The sequence below is a fragment of the Shimazuella kribbensis DSM 45090 genome, from assembly GCF_000428065.1.
In the GTDB taxonomy this organism is placed as follows: Bacteria; Bacillota; Bacilli; order Thermoactinomycetales; family Thermoactinomycetaceae; genus Shimazuella; species Shimazuella kribbensis.
Genome location: NZ_KE386621.1, coordinates 1 through 21,027, shown reverse-complemented (window position 1 = coordinate 21,027; position 21,027 = coordinate 1). Strand labels below are relative to the sequence as shown.

The following is a 21,027-nucleotide window of genomic DNA, read 5'->3' as shown; positions in this document are numbered from 1 at the left end:
ATAAATGGCTAAGTTGATCAAAAGGCCTATTTAGTTGATTCACGTATGATAAGACGATGAGGTACGATTACTTGAGTAGGTACATTCTTCTCTCCAGTTAATTTGCGTATGAGATGTTGCACCGTTTGATATCCCAACTGATAAATACCTACATCTACGGTAGTGATCGACGGATTACTCATTTCGGACATATAAATATTGTTAAACCCAACAATGGATATATCTTTTGGTATTTGAAATCCTACTTCTACCAATTCTCGAATCAAACTAATCGCAATCACATCATCAATAACTAAAATTGCAGTTGGTCGATCTTCCGCATTCATTAACATGGAAATCGTGTGATATCCATTTTTCTCTAACATTTCCGCACTGATAATCCAATCTGGATTCAAGATACACCCTGCTTTTTCCAGTGCTTTTTTAAATCCATCTAAGCGATCTTGCGAAACGACCAACTCTGGATTCCCCGTAACAATACCAATTTTGTGATGACCTTGAGATATCAGTAGATTGGTTAGATCATAGGAAGCTTTTATATTATCGTTATTAACAGAGAGAACGTTTGGATACTCCATCGATCTCCCTAATAATACAAATGGAAAATCATATTCAATTAATTTTTTTACAATTACATCGTCTCGGATGGGACTCATTAAAACTACACCATCGATCCGTCTACCTAATACCATACGATTAACGGCCTCTAGTTCTTCACTTTGATTTCGAGCAGATGATAATAACAGGTCATAATTTTTATTATTGGCATATGCTAACATTCCTCGTAAAACTTCAGAGAAAAATGGATTAATAAATAGATTATTAGAAGAGTACGGAAGGACAAGTCCAATCGTATTGGTACTCTTTGAAACAAGGCTTTTCGCCATAATATTAGGATGATAATCGAGCTTAGTCATTGCATCTCGTACTTTTTTTCTAGTAGCATGGCTTATCTTAGGGTGATTGGAAATAACCCGTGATACAGTAGAAGGCGAAACTCCTGCTACCTGAGCCACATCTTTAATTGTTACAGCAGCCATATTCAACCTCCTGTGCAAACGTTTCCATTACTATATTACCAGATAAGAAAACATATGCAATATCATATAGAATTTTATGTATTATAATATAATTTCTTCAACTTTGCCTAAAATTGCATAAAAAAAATAGTTTTCATATCGATTTTTTTATTGTAGGATAAAGGCAAACGTAGTCTTGATAATTTACCACATATGAAAGCGGTTTCTTTATGTTTTTTTTGTGTCAAGTTATCGGACATATTTTGCACGGAAAATTGCTTTATTATCCCATTTCGTGCAAACGTTTTCCAGTATTTTATAAAGGATGATTTACATGAAACTCGGTACTTTTACAGTACTATTTAGCAAAATGAATCTAGAGGAAATGCTAGATCACGTCAAAGCAAAAGGCATCGAAGCAGTGGAGATTGGCACTGGATGCTATCCTGGTAATGCACATTGTAATCCCGGGGAGCTATTAGAGGACGAATCCAAATTACAAGCTTTCAAGAAAGCCATTGATGATAGAGGATTAACCATTAGTGCTTTCAGTTGTCATGGTAATCCTCTTACCCCAGATCGTGCTTTCGCTGAGGAATCCCACAATGCATTTCTTCAAACCGTTCTATTAGCAGAAAAGTTAGACGTTCCAGTAATCAACTGTTTTTCTGGCACTCCTGGTGACCACGAAAATGCAAAATATCCAAACTGGCCTGTCGTTACTTGGCCAACCGAGAACCGCGATGTCTTAAAATGGCAATGGGAAGAGAAAATTATTCCTTATTGGAAAGAAGCAGGAAAATTTGCTCAAGATCACAATGTCAAAATCGCATTAGAACTTCATGGTGGTTTCTCTGTCCATACCCCAGCAACCTTATTGAAATTACGCGAAGCTGTGGGGGAGGTGATCGGAGCTAATTTCGATCCAAGTCATATGTGGTGGCAAGGTATTGATCCAGTAGCCGCAATTAAAATCTTAGGTAGAGAAAATGCGATCTATCACTTCCATGCTAAAGATACCATCATCGACCAAGAACATGTGAACATGTATGGTGTCACCGACATGCAACCTTTTGAGAATTTGCAAACACGTGCATGGCAGTTCCGTACCGTCGGCTTTGGCCATGACATGAAAACATGGGCTGATATCCTTAGCACACTTCGTGTAATCGGATATGATTATGTCGTAAGCATTGAACATGAAGATGCATTCTTCTCAGCAGAAGAAGGATTCCAAAAAGCAGTTGACAATCTAAAACAAGTTATCCCACAAGAACCTTTACCAAGCTTATGGTGGAATTAGGAGTGAATACCATGGAACCATTACGTATCGGAGTCATCGGCTGTGGTAGCATTGCCAAACACCGCCATATTCCAGAATACGCACAAAATCCAAATGTCAAACTTGTCGCATTTTCAGATGATGTACTCGAAAGAGCTCAAGAGTTTTCTACTCTCTACGGCGGAACCGCATATAACGACTTTCAAGAGCTACTTGCTAACGAAAAATTAGATGCAGTAAGTGTCTGTACACCAAACGCTTTTCATGCACCAATCTCTATCGCTGCAATGAAACATGGTTTACATGTGCTCTGTGAAAAACCAATGTCCATTACATTGGAAGAAGCAGAAGAAATGATCCAAACCGCAGAAGAAAATAATGTGCAACTGATGATCGGCTACAATCAACGTTATTTTTCTCCTCACATTATCGCAAAAGAAGTCATTCAAAGTGGAAAACTTGGGAAAGTCTTAACTTTCCGTACTACTTTTGCTCATGGTGGACCAGAACAATGGAGTGTAGAAAAAGAAAATTCATGGTTTTTCTCGAAAAAGAAGGCATTTATTGGTTCTTTGGGAGACCTTGGTGTGCATAAAATCGATCTCATCACTTGGCTTTTAGATGAGAAAATCGTTGAGGTAAGTGCACTTATTGCTACATTACAAAAACCTGGCGATGTGGACGATAATGCCGCCATTGTAGCTAAAACTACTTCTGGAGCAATTGGCACGATTACTACCAGTTGGACCCATGTCCCTGGAGAAGACAATAGTACGACGATTCATTTTGAAAATGGCACAATGAGATTAATCTCCGATCCCGAATTTCCACTGATTGTCGAGTACCGTGACAGTTCAGTAGAAAAACATGGTGCAGAGGCTGTGTCTACCAATGAAGTACAACTAAATAGCGGAGTGATTGATGCATTTGTGGAAGCATTGATCAATAATCAACCTGTTCCTATTACAGGTCAAGACGGCCTTAATTCGATTAAAGTTGTCTTAGCAGCACTACAATCAAGTGAAGAGAGAAAAACTATTCCTATCGCATACTAGAACATGGAGGAAACATGATGAAATTAGGGAAAAAGCTTCTATCGCTTGGTATTATTGCTAGTTTGGTTGTTGGTGTAACTGCTTGTTCTACTCCAAAAGCAGAAGATAAAAAAACATCTGAAGTTGTAACCCTCACCTTTGCTCGTGGAAAAGATGCAAATGGAAGTACGACAAAATTGATCGAAGCATTCGAAAACACTCATCCTAACATCAAAGTAAAATTCAAAGAAATGCCTGCAGATTCTGGACAAAATCATGATCAACTCGTCACCATGCTCAGCAGTAAGTCTAGCGAAATCGATGTAATTGACCTAGACGTTATCTGGCCTGCTGAGTTTGGACAAGCTGGTTATCTTCAACCTTTAGACCGCTACATTCAAAGCGATAGCATTCCTATGGATAAATATGTCCAAGGTAATGTTGAAGCTGGGAATGTGAACGGTCAGCAATATGCAATGCCTCGTTTTATTGATGCCGGTCTCCTATTTTATCGCACGGATTTAGTAAAAAATCCTCCTAAAACATGGGATGAATTGATCGCACAATCAAAACAATTAAAAGGGCAAGGCGGTACGCAGTTTGGATACCTTATGCAAGCTAAGCAATACGAAGGGCTTGTATGTAATTTCATCGAATTCGCCGGTTCTTATGGTGGTAGAATTTTGGATGCAAAAGGTAATGTTGTGGTAAATAGCCCTGAGACAATCAAAGGGTTGAAAAAAATGATGGAGATTGCCCAATTAGATGTTGTTCCTAAAAACATTTCTACCTTTACGGAAGTAGAATCACACACTTCCTTTATTCAAGGTCAATCTCCATTCATTCGTAACTGGCCATATCAATACGCTCTTGCAGAAGATAAAGCACAATCTAAGATCGTTGGAAAAGTTGGCGTGGCTCCATTACCTGCTGGAGATCAAGGCTCTGCTGCTGCTTTAGGCGGTTGGATGGCTGGTATTAACAAATACTCCAAACACAAAAAAGAAGCTTGGGAATTCTTAAAATTTATTACCGGTCCTGAGGGACAAAAAATCTCAGCTCAGTATGGTTCTACCCCTACTTACCTACCGACTTTTGACGATAAAGCTGTACAAGATTCTAACCCACTTTATGCAAATAAAAACTTTATTGAAGGAATTAGCAAAGCAATTCCTCGCCCAGTATCACCTGTTTACCCAGCTATTTCTGACGCCATGCAAATTGAGCTTGCTAAAGCTATCGGCGGACAACAAACAGCTGAAGTAACCGTGAAAAACATCGAGACAAAATTGAATGCTATCCTGAAAAAATAAAGAAGGAATAGAAATGTTTATGGGGAGTCACCTCATGACTCTCCATATTCTATAGGTGGTGAGTAGATTTGAAGCCAAAGTGGGGTTTCAGTGAAAAAAATATAGCATATTTATTTATCTTTCCTGCCGTTTTGATTATTACTGTGATCGCGTTATATCCTGTCCTCCGTACGTTTTGGTTAAGTCTATATGATGTCAGACTGAATGACCCCTCCAAAAACGATATCTATAATAGCTATAAACTGGATATGGACCGGTTTGTTGAAAAATATCCAATCCTTGTTAGTTTAATAGATCGATCAAGCAAAAAGCCGGAAAATCAACCTAGTGTAGCAAAGCTCCATCAATTAAACGAACAAGTACTGGAAGTAAAAGATAGTCTTTCAAAAGTTCCTAACTTTGCTAAACAATATGATCAGGTAGATACCATTCAACTAGATGATGGTAATGTACCGGAAGAATTAGCTACCTTCGCGATGAATAAAGGCTCAGCGGACTCTTTACTCAAACAATTGGAAGCGCTTCAATCGGAAGTAAAGAAATTAAAGCTGAAAGACTCGGATAAACAAGGAATACTAGGATTATTAAATGGTATAGAAAAGACCGTAATTACGCCAAATTTCGTTGGTTTTGATCACTATACAGACATAATGAAACAATCTCGTTTTTGGTTTTCTTTATGGAATACCACCATTTTCACCGTTATTTCTGTATTTATTGAACTAGTTTTAGGTCTTGCTATTGCATTATTAATCAATAGACAATTTCGCGGTCGCGGTATTGTTCGTGCCTCTGTTTTGGTACCTTGGGCAATTCCGACTGTAGTGTCTGCATTAATGTGGAAATTTATGTTTGATGGACAAAATGGGATCATGGCAAAGTTCTTCCATAGTATCGGCTTAATCCCTGATATGGGAACTTTGTTAACTTCAAAATTTTGGTCTATGTTTTCGGTTATTTTTGCAGATGTATGGAAAACCACTCCGTTTGTAACATTGCTGTTACTCGCTGGTTTACAGACGATTTCAGGCTCTTTATATGAAGCAGCACATGTCGATGGCGCAACGCGAATGCAACAATTTTTCAAGATCACCCTACCTTTATTGAAACCTACTATTTTGGTAACTTTATTATTCCGTACACTAGATGCATTCAAAATTTTCGACTTGGTATATGTACTCACAGGAGGAAGCAATTCAACCGAAACCATATCGCTGTTTACATATAAAATTATGTTCTCTCAAATGAACTTTGGTGTGGGTTCCGCTCTTTCTGTAATCGGTTTCATCTGTATTGCGATCATCAGCATTATATATATTCGATTCCTTGGTGCAAACATCATGAACAATAATCAGTCTCATTAAAGGAGGGACAAGCATGCGTCGGAAAATATATTTTTACCTTTTTGTCGGCTTGTTTCTCTTCGCTGTTCTGTTCCCATTCTTCTGGCAATTTATTACTTCTATCAAACCGCCTGCGGAGTTATTTGGCAAACACGCCTTTTCTTTCTATACGACCAATCCGGGTTTGCAAAGTTATATTAATGTGTTTTCAGATGAGAAAAGACCATTTCTACGATATTTATGGAACAGTACGGTGGTCTCTACAATCACCACTGCTTTTAGCTTGATTATTGCATCTTTCACAGCGTATGCCATTGCTCGTCTACAATTTAGAGGGAAAAATATTTTACTTGGTGTCATTTTAGCAGTATCCATGTTTCCTCAGATTGCAACGATAGCACCTGTCTATTTGTTTCTCCAACAATTTGATTGGACAAATAGTTACTTTGGGTTGATCTTACCTTATACCACTTTTGCGCTCCCGCTTGCCATTTGGAACCTTACCACTTACTATAAGCAGATACCACTGGAGCTTGAAGAATCGGCTAAAGTAGATGGCGCATCCGCATTCCAGCGATTTTATCGAATAATTGTACCTCTTGTATTACCAGGTACTTTTACCACAGCTATCCTTGTCTTTATCGCAGCCTGGAACGAATTTTTATTTGCACTAACTATCAACACAGAAGAAATGTACAAAACGATCCCCGTTGGAATTGCTTTATTCCAAGGTCAATTTATTATTCCTTGGGGGGATATTGCTGCAGCGACCGTCATTGTAACCATCCCACTTATTGTTTTGGTACTTTTCTTCCAACGTTGGATTGTAGCAGGTCTTACCTCAGGAGCGGTGAAAGAGTAAAAATAAAAAATACCACTCATCATTGGAGTGGTATTTTTTATTTAGGATAATACAAAATCATACTCAAACGCGTCATCTTCGACCCAACATTACGATAAGAATGCGGACGATCAGCTTTAAATTGAATAGAATCTCCAGACTGAATGACAAACGATTCATCATTCACTTGTACAATTAATTCTCCTTCAAAAACTGTTAAATACTCTTCCGTACCTTCTGGGTGGGATTCAGAGTCTAAGCTCCCCTCTTCATCAATCTCTATGGTATAAATTTCGAATCTTCTACCATCTTCAAATGGAAAATTAGAAAATGCACGATACTTCCCCTCTGATTCTAATAATTTTTTGCGTTCCTCTTTTTTGACTATTTTCGTTTCCGGCTGTGGATTATGAATGAGAGAAGTAAAAGATATTTTTAGTCCATTGGCTATTTTCCAAATCGTTTTGATCGTTGGACTCGATTCTCCTCTCTCAATTTGACCAATCATTGTCTTACTCACACCAGTTAACTCTGCAACCTTCTCCAAACTTAACCTTCGACCTTCTCGAAAGGCTTTTAAGTTTTTAGCAATAACCAGGTGTAATTCTTCCAAAATATGCACCTCTTTTTATACAATATTGCGCACGACATGTACAATAAAAAGTAATATATGTTATAGTGACTATGTCGGACATTATAACATACTTCTAGAGGAGAGTTTTACATGCCTGTTTTTTCTTTCTTACTCTATGTGATTGTAACAAGCTTCACTCCAGGACCTAATAACATCATGGGCATGATTTTCGGAAACAAATATGGTATCAAAAAATCCATTCGATTTTGCTTAGGTGTTGGTACAGGTTATTTCTTTGTAATGTTAGCCTGTTGCTATTTAAATCTTTTCTTACAAGACATCATGCCAAATGTTCAATTTGTCCTGACCATTTTAGGCGGATTGTACATGCTCTATCTCGCCTATAAAATCATTACTAGTAAAGCTACAGAAGAAGATAAAGACAGAAAACAAGATCGAATTTATTTCACTGCTATATTATTACAGTTTATCAACCCAAAAGGTATCTTATCCGGTATTACTGTAGTAACCACATTTATCCTCCCTTACTATCATTCTCATTTGAGTCTTATATTTTTTGCAGCACTTATTGCTCTGTTTGGTTTTTTAGCAACGCTTAGTTGGAGTTTATTTGGTTCCGTTTTTCAAACATTTTTAGCCAAATACAGAACTCCTTTTAATATAGTTATGGCACTTTCTCTCGTGTTAATTTCCATTCGTATCTTTATAGAATAACAAACAAAAATAAGCTGACGAAATATAGAGTCAGCTTATTTTTTGAAATGCAATAATTTTTCTCGTGCATTCTTCCGTAGTACTTTGATAACGAAAACCAGCAATCCTGACTTTCTTCATTTTGGTTGAAATTAGTGATGCTTGAGAACTTTCTTATTTACATTTTTTTATTATGATTAGACTATACAGAATAGAGTTAACTCTAATGCTAGGTCTATTGCCTAAATGACACGTTCTTCTGTTTCTTTATCAAAGATATGGGTTTTGTTCATATCAATTGCCAGTTGAATGGATGTATTTGGAGCGAATGGGGTACGAGCACTCACTCTTGCTGTCAGTGAGCTGTCACCAAAACCGCTTACGTAAAGAAACATCTCAGAACCCATAAATTCAACTACATCAATATTAGCCTGGAAAATACTATCCTTCAATGTATCCATCACAACAGGTTCATCATGTAATGCTTCTGGACGAATACCCAGTACTACTTCTTTCCCATTATATCCTTGGTCACGAAGTACAGTAGCTCGTCCCTCTGGAAATTTCACACTTACATTGTACGTATCAAAAAATATTTGTTGTCCTTCTTCACGAAGTTTACCATGCACAAAATTCATCGCAGGTGAACCAATAAAACTAGCAACAAACTGATTGGCTGGGCGCTGATAGATTTCTAGCGGTGTGTCTACTTGTTGAATGACTCCATCTTTCATTACTACAATCCTTGTACCCATTGTCATTGCTTCTGTTTGGTCATGGGTAACGTAAATAACAGTCGTTTGGAGTCGCTGGTGAAGTTTACTAATTTCCGTGCGCATTTGAACACGTAGTTTTGCATCTAAGTTGGACAAAGGTTCATCCATCAAAAATACTGCCGGTTCCCTTACGATCGCACGCCCCAACGCAACACGCTGACGCTGCCCGCCTGAAAGCGCTTTCGGCTTACGGTCCAATAAATGCTCAATATCTAAAATTTTAGCAGCCTCTCTTACTTTTGTATCAATTTCATTTTTAGGAGTTTTCTTCAGACTCAATCCAAATGACATATTCTCATAAACAGTCATATGAGGATACAAAGCATAACTTTGAAAAACCATGGCTATATCTCTATCTTTGGGATGAACGTCATTTACAAGTCGATCACCAATGTATAGTTCGCCTTCCGAAATCTCCTCTAAGCCAGCAATCATTCGTAAGGTAGTTGTCTTTCCACATCCGGAAGGTCCTACTAAAACAAGAAATTCCTTGTCTCTTATTTCTAAATCCAGGTTATTAATGGTAGTTATATCACCAAAACGTTTGTAAATATGGCTCAAACGTACTCCTGACATAGATGAATACTCCTTTTTGTTATCGTAAGGTAGTTTTGTTTAAAACTATAACTATCGCTAACTCTAGCATAAACAAAAACGCCATATATCACAAGAATTTTATTAGTAATTAAATATTTTAAAACGATATAATCTACTATTCGTTTAAGAGTATGAATTGGGATAGATAGAAAAAAATTACGTACAAGGAGCTTAAAGACTCAGTATGATAACTTAAGGCTTGGGACCTTTATTTGTTATGTAAAAAGAATAACCCTTGCTATCTAAACAGCAAGGGAATTTTAGTATTAGTTATGCAGTTACTGCTGCTTTTGTTTTCTGAACGCTTTAATAGTGTCAACTATTGCATCTATTCTTTTAAAATCACCATACGGCACTTCAATATAATCTGTTTCTCTTGTCCATAAGTACAGAGGCAAGCCAACCAGTGTTTGTTGCTTCAAAAGATATTTTATTAATAGTGGTGGCTCCTCTGGATACAATGCAAGATTGCACTGTCCCAAAGAAGCCACCTATGAACGCCGAAATTACTTGGGCTCGCTCTTCTGAATCCGCCGCTTCTTCCGCATCTTGGAGACGAGCTGGGAAACGAGTACCAGACCCACCATGACGAGAATATACACTCCCGTGAATGCCCAGACATTGTCCATGTGGAAGACGTATGTCACCGACCCCGAATGCCACCTGGATACAGAGCGCAAGGATGGAAGGGGTAGAAGCAAGCAAGGAAAGAAGCTTCTTCACGAAGAACTCCTACGTTCTAAACGGTGTTTGTTTGTTCACCGACTAATTCTATTTTAAGTTTATAAATGATTTCACACAAGTATTTATCCTCCTTTTTTACTCGCTCCCCATCTCCTGAGATAAAACAAAAAAGCTAGATATTACGACTTTCAAATTCCACTTGCAAATAGTTATAACCTAAAGTAAAGTGATTTGCTTACTACTTATGGTAAGCGAAGTATTATGCATTTGCTAAGTAACGTTGTATTTTTCCATATCCCGAAACCCTTATAAATCAAGGCTTTTCAGCTTCAGAGAGATTTCTTAGCCACATGCCACCTTTTATAAATCACAAAATAATAAACCGATAATGAATAGTGTTACCATTCAATAAATACCTCTTCCCCTCTCCCTATTCATTCAATTCCTTCTTATCCTGTTTAAAGGCTGTATCTATCATTCCAAAAGAAATAAGACAATCGTATCAAAGGTATGTGAAAACCACATTATATTTGTAGTACCATAAGGAAGAGGTGATTTCACATGCGATATACTACGATACTTTTTGATTTAGATGGTACGCTCATTGATACAAATGAACTGATACTTGTATCTTTTGAGCATACCTTTACTATTCACTGCCCTAACAAATTTACGCGAGAAGATGTCATGCCTATTATGGGTGAACCACTTAGAGATCAAATGCATTTTTTTGATCCAACCCAAGCAGATGAAATGGTTGCTACTTATCGTCTTTTTAATGAGAAAGAACACGATCGTTATGTCGAACAATTCCCAAACGTTTTCTCCTGTTTGGAGAAGCTTCATCAAAATGGAATAACAATGGGTGTTGTTTCCAACAAACGAAGGGTTGCAGTGGAACAAGGATTAGAGCGATTCGGAATAAATAAATGGATGGAAGCCGTTATTTGTGCAGGAGAAGCACCAAACAATAAACCACACCCTGATATGCTTCTGCTCGCATTGGAAAAATTAAATGTAAAAGCGGAAGAAACCTTGATGGTCGGAGATAGTCGATATGATATTTTAGCAGCACAACGTGCCGGTATAGACTCCGCCGGAGTATCTTGGAGTCTTCATGTAGAAGATGTGAAAAACCACCAGCCTACCTATTGGATAGAGGATATGCAAGATATTTTGAAGATAATCGGAATGGATGAACCTATACATAATTAAGCATCAGAAAGGAAACAAAGGAATGCAAACGATTTATGAGAGAATAGGTGGAGAATCAACGATCCGAAAAATCGTTGAAGCTTTTTATCCACGTGTTCAAGCCCATCCAGAACTGAGGCATTTATTTCCCGAAGATCTTTCAGATACAATGGAGAAACAATTTTTATTTCTAAGTCAATTTTTTGGCGGCCCCCCCCTTTATACCGAAAAAAGAGGTCATCCACGATTACGTGCAAGGCACCTCCCCTTTCCGATCTACCCCAAAACAGCAGAGGCTTGGTTAGCTTGTATGGCTTCTGCCCTTCAAGAAGTGGGAATAGATGACCAAATTAGAGATGAAATGTGGTCTAGACTTGTAATGACTGCTTATCATATGATCAATCAAGAAATCACAGATAAATAATAAATCAAAAATAATAAATCACAGCGAAAAGTGAATATAGAAAGAGAAAGGAATATACAATGACACCTCAGGAAAATACAAAACAACGAAAAGCGGAGCATGTAAAAATAGTTCTAGAAGAAGATGTACAAGGGAAAGGGATAACAACTGGCTTTGAAGACTATCGTTTTTTACATCAAGCTCTGCCAGATATTGATTTTGATTCCATCTCCCTCTCTACCAATTTTCTAAACAGAGATACAAATACCCCATTACTCATTAGTTCCATGACTGGAGGAACACAAGAAACAGGCGAGATCAATCGCATACTTGCCACAGCAGCCCAAGCAAGAGGATGGACTCTAGCACTGGGTTCGATGCGTGTTGCTATTGAAAATCCGGAAACGCACTCTACCTTTCAAATGCGATCCTATGCACCAGATATACCTATTCTTGTAAATTTAGGTGCCATCCAATTAAACAGAGGCTTGGATTCTGATCATTGTCGTCAGATCGTGGAAATTGCCGAAGCAGATGGACTCATCCTCCATCTTAATTCCATGCAAGAAGCTTTCCAACCAAGTGGGGACACTAATTTTGCAGGTCTTCTACACAAAATAGAAGCCGTTTGTAACACTTTGCAGATTCCGATTGGAGTTAAAGAAGTCGGATGGGGTATACACGGTGAGATAGCAAAGCAATTGTATCATTGTGGGGTTCACTTTATCGATGTTGCTGGTGCTGGTGGTACATCCTGGAGCCAAGTAGAAAGCTTTCGTTCTACTCCTATTTTAAAGAACGCAGCAAAGGCGTTTCTCGATTGGGGTATTCCAACTGCTGATTGTATTGTGGATATCCGCAATAAAGCACCCAAAGGAACACTTATTGCAAGTGGAGGCCTTAAAAATGGGGTAGATGTTGCTAAATCTATTGCACTTGGAGCCGATTTAGCGGGCTTTGGTCGGTACTTGTTAGATGATGCTGTAAATAATCCTGCTAAATTAATCGAAAAGATGGAACAAGTTGAGCTCGAATTAAAATTAGCCATGTTTGGAGTAGGTGTGAATTCGATTCAAGCTCTTCAACAAACATCCATTCACAAAATAAAATAACGAACATGCAAATCCGTTGCTTCTTGTAACGGATTTTTTGCTGTCCAATCTCGGATTTCCTCTCTTGGTATAAAACTCAAGCAACAAATATAAGGACTTCTAGAAGCCTGAATAAAGGAAATATAAGAAGAAAGCGAAATATATACTATTATACCTAGAAACAAGCGAGGTTTATGATGAAAAATATAACCTTCTTACAATTAGCTGAAGGTATCCTTAGCGAAACAAAAAAACCGATGACAACGGAAGAAATATGGCATTATGCAGAAAATAACGGTTGGAGTCAAAACTTGAATTCAAAAGGAAAAACTCCTTGGGCTTCTATTGGAGCACAAATCTATATCAGCATGCGAGATAAACCAAAAAACACACCTTTTGTTCATATTGATTCCAAACCTACTAAATTCTTTTTAAAAGAACTAATGGATTCGGTTTCTATCTCTGATCTTTCAAAAGAAATAGAACAACCGCAGAAAACCAAATACAACGAACGAGATTTACATCCTTTACTTGCCTATTACGCTCACACTTATTTGAGAATATACACCAAAACAATCTATCACGAAAAATCAGCCAAAAAAACATATACACAATGGTTACATCCTGATCTTGTGGGGGTCTCTTTTCCCATCAATGAATGGGAACAAGAAACACTTAATCTTGGCACTGCACTAGGAAGTCCACTTGTAAAACTCTATTCTTTTGAGATAAAAAAAGAAATCACTTTTGCAAATCTAAGACAATCATTTTTTCAAGCTGTCTCCAATTCCTCTTGGGCAAACGAAGGTTACTTGGTCGCTGCAAAAATATCAGAAAATGAGGAATTTTACAATGAGCTTCGGCGTCTCTCTTCTGCTTTTGGAATAGGAATTATCCGGTTGAATATTGATGATCCTGACGCTTCAGAAACAATCTTCGCTGCCAAATTCAAAGCAGACATGGACTGGGAAACAATCAACAAACTTTGCAAAGAAAATCCGGATTTTAAAAAGTTTACGATTCGGGTAAAAAATGACTTAACGAATAAGGAGATCATTACCTCTCTTTATGATAAAATCTATGAACGAGATCAACTTTTATCTATGATCAAAAAATAGGAAAATCATCATATTTCATCCAAAATTCGATTCCTTCAATAAATGATTATTCCTGACACCTAGGAGAGTGTTTATGACAGCCCAAGAGGTTATACATAGCTTTATCGAATACTTACATATACCAATTACAAATAGGAAAGACCTAAAACAAGATCAAACGGCATTTCAGGAACAAGCACTGGAACAGCTACTTCGATTTGCGGTTGAGAACCCCACCCATTTGGATGAAATACTTGCTAATATTGCACAAGTTCTCCCATTAGAACTAGACGTGTATAAAAAGGGACTCGCAACTCTTATTTGTGGTAGTCTCATTGAATTTGGTGGAAATCCTAAAATAATCGTTCAGGCAATTGTGGAACAACTAGAAAAACATTTAACAGCAACTGAGGCTTTTTTAGCTTTAATTGAAAAGGAAGGACTAGACTCAGAATCATTATCTTCAAACGATCTGGATCTGCTGTTTAATCGTAACCAAGACGCTGTAAAAGCAAGTATTACAGCATCTTTTGTCGTACTAGCAACCATGACCTCCATCTGTAGAGTCAAAGAAGCAAGATTTGAATTGCGTCAAAACGGACCACTCATCCAGCAAGTAATCCGGCTAGAGGACGATGTCGATAACCTTTATTATTTAAGACAGGTCATTCATAGCGTAGATGACTTGGAAATGATTGTCCTTCATCCAGAGAGTCAAACCGGACTCAAAATAAAAGCAGACATGGTGCAAAATAACTTTCATTTCTTCACATTACTACAAGATCAATTTGTAGAACAATTTCGTCTCCATCCTTCGTTCACGTCATTTATACGCAATGAAGCTGCAATTCAAATCGCAAAAGGCGAAGAAATGCCAGAACAAAATCAACAACTACAAGATCATGCTCTTTTTGGATTTTATGACTATGGAGCATTGAACGATGAAGGACAGCTTCTGGAGTCTGTTCCTGTTGGTAATTGGTTATTTGGAGAAGGAACGTTGCATCATGTTCCTAAATATAACGGTGTACCTGTTGTCCTTTTAGGTGAAAATATGCTGGGAGGCCGTTCATGGGATGTATCTTTCTGTATTCCTGTACACGAGGCATTAAAACCAAGCATAGAGATAGTTGAAGTTTTTTCTCCGGAACAAGTTCACAGCCAAATCCAACAGATGATAGCTGATATTCGATCCATGAATGCATAAGACATTGGATGCAAAATGAATAAATAAGGAGAGATTCCTATTTTTACAGGATATTGTTTTACAGAAGATGGGGAACGCATGATATCAGTAGATTTAGAGGATGAAGCCGAAGTATTTAATTATGTAGGGATGCATCATCAATCTTATCCACGGGTAGTCATCATAGACCAGCAATCTGAAATAGTTGTTTTAGAAGTTCATGATGGTATGATCATCTTTCCAGAGAATTTACAAGGGAAAGAGCCTTGGAACGAGAAAGAATAAAAAAAGAACCAGCTATTATTAGCTGGTTCTTTTCGTGAAAAATCGAAGAACTACTCCCTCTTTTCACTGACACTTGTTGTCAGGTGAAGCGTTGTATGATAGGTATATCAACAAGCGAAGGGGAATGGGAATGGAAATGCAAATCAAGCCATTTAAAATTGATATTCCATCATTACAAATAGAAGATCTATTCGAGCGCTTAAACAAAACTATCTTTCCAAGTGAATGGAAGAACGCAGACTGGCATTCAGGGCCCACACAAGATTATGCCAAAAATCATATCCAATATTTACTAAATGAATATGACTGGCGAAAACATGAAGCACAAATCAATCAATATCCGCAATTCACGACAGAAATAGATGGACAAAACATTCATTTCTTACATGTGAGATCGCAAGAAAAACAAGCAAAACCACTACTTCTCTTACATGGTTGGCCTGGATCGTTTGTCGAGTTCCTTAAAGTGATTGATCCATTAACAAATCCGAGAGCACATGGTGGCAAACCCGAAAACGCATTTCATCTTGTTATCCCTTCTTTACCCGGATTCGGATTTTCAGGACCAACAAAAGAATCAGGATGGAATAATACACGGATAGCCAAAGCATTCATTGGTCTTATGGATCGTTTAGGTTATGAAAAATATGGCGTACAAGGTGGGGATGCTGGTGCTATTATCGGACCTGAACTTGCGAGAATCGCTCCAAATAAAGTAATTGGTCTCCATGTGAATGCTGCTACCATGGGTTTTATTCCTATGGGACCTGTGAATCCTACCGATCTGGCTACTTTCACAAATGTAGAAAAAACAAGACTAGAACGATTGCAAAGGTTTATGTCTGAACACTTTGGTTTTAACTTTATTCAATCTCATCGTCCCCAGACATTAGCATATGGCATTTCAGATTCACCAATAGGATTACTCACCTGGATAAGTGAGTTATTTACTAGCTTTGGAGATGCCATAGATGCTGTTGACAGAGATTCATTTTTGACGAATTTCTTGGTTTATTGGTTCACAGGTACTGCGGCCTCATCTATTCGCCTCTATTATGAAAATTCACATGATCCAAATGCTTGGGCACCGAAAATAAACTCTAGAGTACCAACTGGTGTGGCAGTATTTAGTGAAGATGTAGCAATACGTAGATATGCAGAACAAACAAACACCATCGTCCGTTGGACAGATTATGACATGGGCGGTCACTATGCCGTATTAGAAATACCAGATGTATGGATAAATGATGTAGTTTCCTTTTTTCAGGAACTCCGTTAAAACAAAAAGAGAGCATTCCATCTGCTCTCTTTTTGTTATTTTGTATTTAATTGTTTCATTGTAGTTATCCAAATGGTTAGTCCTGTCATCCACAATGTGAAAGCAGATCCAAAACCGATAAAAACAGATGAAGCAACCAATGTTACGCCATTTATAGTTGCGTTCATTGGTAAAAAGAAAGTTATGATTCCTAAGACGCAGAGAATGATACCTGTAACATGATAAAAAGATACCCGAAACAACTGCGCTAAGGGAAAGAAATGGACTCCCACAATGATTGCAACAATAGGGAAGAAGACTTCAAAATGGTTTGTTACATTGCAAATAACACTTGTAATGAGGATTGCTACTCCCTCTAGTCCAAAAACCAAACTAAATTTCCGATTTACCTTTTTCCAATGTTCCTTCTCTTCTGGATTTGTTGAATTCGTCAGATTACGCCCTTTACCAAATAAAAATAGCGATCCTATTAATAGTAGCAAAGTAATGATACCAGAAAATATAAGTAACCATGGTTCCCATAAACTACGCGACCCAACAATACCAATCGATGCCCATAGAGCACCAAAAAAAGTCATAAACATTACACCATTGGCCGCTCCACGGACTGCATTTTTAGATAGATTAGTAAGACTGCTCATATGTAATACAATCTCCTCCATTATACTTTTATAAGCACATATAAACACCATATTACAATATATCCAAATATAATGATACAACAACTATACTTAATATTAATATTATCATATCAATATCTACTAAAAAAATCCCCCTTGATAAAATCCAGCAATAAAAAAACAGAGACAGAAAGCTTCTGTTAACCATCACCTTCACCTTACTATTCTAGAATAAAATCAAAGCTTCATATTCACTAATCCAAGACTATGCTCATCCGGTATCACAGGGAATTTTGGCACTTAGAATTCATTTGTGTGTATCCATTTCCATTCATTTAAATAAAGTTTTATTTGGCCGAATGGAATGCTCTCCAGCTCCCTATCAGTGATGAGGTAGCAAAGGTACATCTTCAACCCATCGATGAGGATGAGCTCTTCAGTGCTCAACTCCGCAGACTGGGAGCCACTGTTCATCTGAGACATGCCGTCCCTCTTCTGATCGGGAGTTCATCGGATTCAAACCTTTTTCGTATTAACATTATAGTTCAAAAATTAAAACAATCCTGAATAATCGGATTGTTTTAATTCGTTATTATTAAATTTTTATTTTCAAAGTGTATATATAGGGGAGGAATGACCTTTGTGCTTTTTACAACAAGATAGGACGTCATACATATCGAGCAATGTTGGTGAAATTTGTAAGCGAACTTGTTCAAGTAGAGTAAATTATGTTTCATAAATGGGCTGTTTTGATGATTGGATTTGCCAATGAGTAAACATAATTGCTCTTATGTTTCATTCGTGCTGTCGGTGACATGGTTCTTACCATAAACCGCAAAGTAACTGCTTTTTTACCCATCCACTCGGAATGGCACAATGGAAATTATCTTGGGACATCCCCTTTCTAATGGATCAGAACACAAACCGTTTCCACCACCTCTTATTCACCAATTGACCAAAGTTTAGTTACATTTAGGAAACACACGGTTTATATATTCGAAACAAATGATTTATACAATAAATTAAGTAGAGAGAAGAAATAAAACAAAAAAGAGGAAATTTCCTAGCAGATATTTACCCTTTTTCTTTTTTTTCAGATCTTTAAAATAAAAATGTCCTATCAGACCTAGAACCAGCAAACGGAGCCTGAGGGGCAATGCAATCATATATTGGAATTTATGAAAATTCAAAAGCAGGTGATAGTTTTATGTGTGGATTTATAGGATGTTTCCATGAAAAGGTCGAAAGTAGAGATTTTCAGTTTCAAGAGTTATTTGAAGATATGAATACTATTATTATTCATAGGGGCCCGGATGATTCAGGTTATTTTCACGATGATGATATTAGCTTTGGATTTAGACGTTTAAGTATTATTGATATTGAAAGTGGCCACCAGCCTATATCTTATGAAAATGAGCGTTACTGGATTATTTTTAATGGGGAAATTTATAACCATGTTGAGCTAAGAAACGAACTTGTCGAGCAAGGTTTTCAATTTAAGACAAACTCTGATACAGAAGTAATTATTGCTCTATACAGTGTTCAAAAAGAAAAAACTCCTGAAAAATTACGGGGAATGTTCGCTTTCCTAATCTGGGATAAGCAAGAAAAGGTTTTATTTGGGGCAAGAGATCCATTCGGGATTAAACCTTTCTTTTATATGGAAAACCCAGATAGAACGTATTTTGCTTCGGAAAAGAAAAGCATTATTTTGTCAATAAAAAATGACATTATTAACGATGAATCATTACAGCACTACTTAACATATCAATATGTACCGGAGCCAGAAACAATGTCCGATGGAATTAAAAAGCTTTTACCTGGTCATTATTTCACCAAAAAAGCCGGTGAAAAAATAGTACTCAATCGTTATTGGAAAGCTTCCTTTATCCCTGTAAAATCAACAGAAGATAAGCTTGTAAAGGAAATCCGTGATGTATTGATTGATTCGGTGAAAATTCATATGCGAAGTGATGTACCAGTTGGCTCTTTCTTATCAGGAGGAATTGATTCATCTATTATTACATCTATTGCAAAAGAGTTTAATCCAACTATAAAAACATTTTCTGTTGGTTTCGAACAAAACGGATTTAGTGAAATTGATGTGGCAAAAGAAACGGCAGAAAAATTAGGAATTGAAAACATTAACTATGTGATATCCCCAGAAGAGTATATGAAGGAACTACCAAAGATCATATGGCATTTTGATGACCCACTGGCTGATCCCGCAGCTGTTCCTCTGTATTTCGTTGCTCGTGAAGCAAGAAAACATGTAAAAGTTGTTCTCTCAGGTGAAGGTGCAGATGAATTATTTGGTGGTTATAACATTTATCGTGAACCACAAGATCTAGCTATTTTTAACAAAATTCCAACATATTTCAAAGCTGCATTAAAAGAGATTTCGAATATTGTCCCAGAAGGTGTAACAGGAAAAAGTTTTATCGAACGCGGATGTACACCTATGGAAGATCGCTATATAGGCAACGCCAAAATGTTCAATGAAAAAGAAAAAGAAAACATCTATAAATGGTATAAAAATGACATGAATTATCTTGACATTACAAAACCACTCTATGCAGAAATAAAGAACTATGAACCAGTTAATCGCATGCAATATATTGATATTCACACATGGCTCAGGGGAGATATTCTTTTAAAAGCAGATAAAATGACGATGGCTCATTCCTTGGAACTGCGCGTTCCATTTTTAGATAAAGAAGTATTTAAAGTGGCTTCTAAAATTGGAACTGATTTTAAAACATCAAACAACACGACAAAATACATTTTACGTAAAGCTGCAGAAGGAATTGTTCCAGATCACGTATTAAACCGTAAAAAACTTGGCTTTCCTGTTCCGATCCGCCACTGGTTAAAAAATGAGATGCATGATTGGGCATTAAACATCATTAAAGAAAGTCAAGTGGATCATTTAATTAACAAAGATGCAATCATTAAACTTCTTGAAGAACATTGTAAGGGGAAAATGGATAATAGCCGAAAAATTTGGACTATTTTGATTTTTATGATCTGGCATCAAGTCTATATGGAAAACAAATATAGCTTCCAAGAAATAACGAAAAAAGAACTTGTTTTAAATTAGTTGGTCTTAATATATAAATTTTCTACTTACTTATAGGGGTAGTGACACATATCCATCAAGCGAAAAACAAAAAAATCCCCCAAACAGAAAAAACACGCTATTCTTTCTTTGAGATTATAAAAAAGAAAGGATGGCGTGTTTTCTGTGCAGATAACCACCAAAGAAAAACTTCATTTGTTTTCACAGGTATTGCAAAACTCCCTCAACCCACGAAAAATAGATCACTCCGATCCCCTGATCTAGAAAGCCATTTGCAATAGAAGTAAGTAGGTGTGTTTTTCCACTTCCAGGAGCACCAAGCAAAACAATACTATTTTGCCTTTCCTTTCGGATATCAGAAAAACTATCATGATAAGTTATGGCACATTCGTAAGCATCATGCACCAATGAAGGATGATCCGTCAGAGAAAGCTCTGTTTTAGGGTGTGCTTGGAACAACGCATGAACATGATCTTGATCATGGTTCCATTCTATTGAGACTCCACACGACTAAAGTCGTGGGATTCTTAGGTAGTTAGCGCACTCACTCCATTTCTGCTTTGTGCAACTCCCAAGTTCAGGGCTGTCTCATCAGCCCGTCCCATGCAGTTAGAAG

General features: G+C 37.2%; 21 protein-coding genes. 14 read left to right on the top strand and 7 right to left on the bottom strand.

Going from position 1 to position 21,027, the window contains the following annotated elements; genetic code table 11:
• Positions 1-26: 26 nt before the first annotated feature.
• Entirely contained in the window at positions 27-1,040 is a 1,014-nt protein-coding gene (locus A3GQ_RS0121865) for a LacI family DNA-binding transcriptional regulator (RefSeq protein ID WP_037465894.1), read from the bottom strand.
• 313 nt (positions 1,041-1,353) lie between these two features.
• On the opposite strand from A3GQ_RS0121865, the gene A3GQ_RS0121860 reads away from it, so the two are divergent.
• The 5 genes from A3GQ_RS0121860 to A3GQ_RS0121840 all read left to right on the top strand — a co-directional run bounded on the left by A3GQ_RS0121860 (position 1,354) and on the right by A3GQ_RS0121840 (position 6,853).
• Positions 1,354-2,322 carry a sugar phosphate isomerase/epimerase family protein gene (locus tag A3GQ_RS0121860; protein ID WP_028778825.1) on the top strand — a complete coding sequence of 323 codons (969 nt, stop codon included), beginning with the start codon at positions 1,354-1,356 and terminating at the stop codon, positions 2,320-2,322.
• 11 nt (positions 2,323-2,333) lie between these two features.
• Positions 2,334-3,356 carry a Gfo/Idh/MocA family protein gene (locus A3GQ_RS0121855; protein WP_028778824.1) on the top strand — a complete coding sequence of 341 codons (1,023 nt, stop codon included), beginning with the start codon at positions 2,334-2,336 and terminating at the stop codon, positions 3,354-3,356.
• A gap of 17 nt (positions 3,357-3,373) precedes the next feature.
• A complete protein-coding gene (locus A3GQ_RS0121850; protein ID WP_028778823.1) occupies positions 3,374-4,648 on the top strand; it encodes an ABC transporter substrate-binding protein in 1,275 nt (424 codons plus the stop codon).
• 68 nt (positions 4,649-4,716) lie between these two features.
• On the top strand, positions 4,717-6,012 hold the full coding sequence (locus A3GQ_RS0121845) for a carbohydrate ABC transporter permease (RefSeq protein WP_028778822.1): 1,296 nt from the start codon (positions 4,717-4,719) through the stop codon (positions 6,010-6,012).
• 13 nt (positions 6,013-6,025) lie between these two features.
• Entirely contained in the window at positions 6,026-6,853 is an 828-nt protein-coding gene (locus A3GQ_RS0121840; protein WP_028778821.1) for a carbohydrate ABC transporter permease, read from the top strand.
• A gap of 37 nt (positions 6,854-6,890) precedes the next feature.
• Here the strand turns inward: A3GQ_RS0121840 and A3GQ_RS0121835 are convergent, their stop codons facing one another.
• Entirely contained in the window at positions 6,891-7,445 is a 555-nt protein-coding gene (locus tag A3GQ_RS0121835) for a helix-turn-helix domain-containing protein (RefSeq protein ID WP_028778820.1), read from the bottom strand.
• A 111-nt stretch (positions 7,446-7,556) separates the two neighbouring features.
• Between A3GQ_RS0121835 and A3GQ_RS0121830 the strand changes: the two genes are divergently transcribed.
• Complete coding sequence (locus tag A3GQ_RS0121830; protein WP_028778819.1) at positions 7,557-8,141, top strand: LysE family transporter; 585 nt, start codon at positions 7,557-7,559, stop codon at positions 8,139-8,141.
• A gap of 221 nt (positions 8,142-8,362) precedes the next feature.
• Here the strand turns inward: A3GQ_RS0121830 and A3GQ_RS0121825 are convergent, their stop codons facing one another.
• Both A3GQ_RS0121825 and A3GQ_RS0121820 read right to left on the bottom strand, forming a co-directional pair.
• Positions 8,363-9,472, bottom strand: coding sequence for an ABC transporter ATP-binding protein (locus A3GQ_RS0121825; RefSeq protein ID WP_028778818.1), 1,110 nt, complete (start codon positions 9,470-9,472; stop codon positions 8,363-8,365).
• Positions 9,473-9,850: 378 nt separating this feature from the next.
• On the bottom strand, positions 9,851-10,216 hold the full coding sequence (locus A3GQ_RS0121820) for a hypothetical protein (protein ID WP_028778817.1): 366 nt from the start codon (positions 10,214-10,216) through the stop codon (positions 9,851-9,853).
• Positions 10,217-10,738: 522 nt separating this feature from the next.
• Here A3GQ_RS0121820 and ppaX point away from each other — a divergent pair.
• The 7 genes from ppaX to A3GQ_RS0121785 all read left to right on the top strand — a co-directional run bounded on the left by ppaX (position 10,739) and on the right by A3GQ_RS0121785 (position 16,712).
• Positions 10,739-11,392 (top strand): pyrophosphatase PpaX, encoded by a 654-nt coding sequence (gene ppaX / locus A3GQ_RS0121815; RefSeq protein ID WP_028778816.1) that lies wholly within the window; start codon positions 10,739-10,741, stop codon positions 11,390-11,392.
• Between the two features lie 22 nt (positions 11,393-11,414).
• Positions 11,415-11,795, top strand: coding sequence for a globin domain-containing protein (locus tag A3GQ_RS0121810; RefSeq protein ID WP_037465939.1), 381 nt, complete (start codon positions 11,415-11,417; stop codon positions 11,793-11,795).
• A 59-nt stretch (positions 11,796-11,854) separates the two neighbouring features.
• Positions 11,855-12,886, top strand: a complete 1,032-nt coding sequence (gene fni / locus A3GQ_RS0121805; protein WP_028778814.1) for a type 2 isopentenyl-diphosphate Delta-isomerase — start codon at positions 11,855-11,857, stop codon at positions 12,884-12,886.
• 176 nt (positions 12,887-13,062) lie between these two features.
• A complete protein-coding gene (locus A3GQ_RS0121800; RefSeq protein WP_211227755.1) occupies positions 13,063-13,983 on the top strand; it encodes a COG2958 family protein in 921 nt (306 codons plus the stop codon).
• Between the two features lie 73 nt (positions 13,984-14,056).
• The gene (locus A3GQ_RS0121795; RefSeq protein ID WP_028778812.1) at positions 14,057-15,169 is read left to right on the top strand and encodes a hypothetical protein; all 1,113 of its coding nucleotides are present in this window, start codon (positions 14,057-14,059) and stop codon (positions 15,167-15,169) included.
• A gap of 78 nt (positions 15,170-15,247) precedes the next feature.
• Positions 15,248-15,433: a hypothetical protein gene (locus A3GQ_RS0121790; RefSeq protein WP_028778811.1), complete on the top strand. Its 186-nt coding sequence runs from the start codon at positions 15,248-15,250 to the stop codon at positions 15,431-15,433.
• A 130-nt stretch (positions 15,434-15,563) separates the two neighbouring features.
• On the top strand, positions 15,564-16,712 hold the full coding sequence (locus A3GQ_RS0121785) for an epoxide hydrolase family protein (RefSeq protein ID WP_028778810.1): 1,149 nt from the start codon (positions 15,564-15,566) through the stop codon (positions 16,710-16,712).
• A gap of 35 nt (positions 16,713-16,747) precedes the next feature.
• On the opposite strand, the gene A3GQ_RS25345 is transcribed toward A3GQ_RS0121785, so the two are convergent.
• Together A3GQ_RS25345 and A3GQ_RS0121775 are read right to left on the bottom strand one after the other, a co-directional pair.
• On the bottom strand, positions 16,748-17,353 hold the full coding sequence (locus A3GQ_RS25345; RefSeq protein ID WP_037465889.1) for a hypothetical protein: 606 nt from the start codon (positions 17,351-17,353) through the stop codon (positions 16,748-16,750).
• Positions 17,354-17,632: 279 nt separating this feature from the next.
• Entirely contained in the window at positions 17,633-17,815 is a 183-nt protein-coding gene (locus A3GQ_RS0121775; protein ID WP_028778809.1) for a hypothetical protein, read from the bottom strand.
• A 724-nt stretch (positions 17,816-18,539) separates the two neighbouring features.
• Between A3GQ_RS0121775 and asnB the strand changes: the two genes are divergently transcribed.
• On the top strand, positions 18,540-20,432 hold the full coding sequence (gene asnB, locus A3GQ_RS0121770) for an asparagine synthase (glutamine-hydrolyzing) (RefSeq protein ID WP_028778808.1): 1,893 nt from the start codon (positions 18,540-18,542) through the stop codon (positions 20,430-20,432).
• A 180-nt stretch (positions 20,433-20,612) separates the two neighbouring features.
• Here the strand turns inward: asnB and A3GQ_RS27540 are convergent, their stop codons facing one another.
• Entirely contained in the window at positions 20,613-20,816 is a 204-nt protein-coding gene (locus tag A3GQ_RS27540) for an ATP-binding protein (RefSeq protein ID WP_245596888.1), read from the bottom strand.
• Between the last annotated feature and the right edge of the window lie 211 nt (positions 20,817-21,027).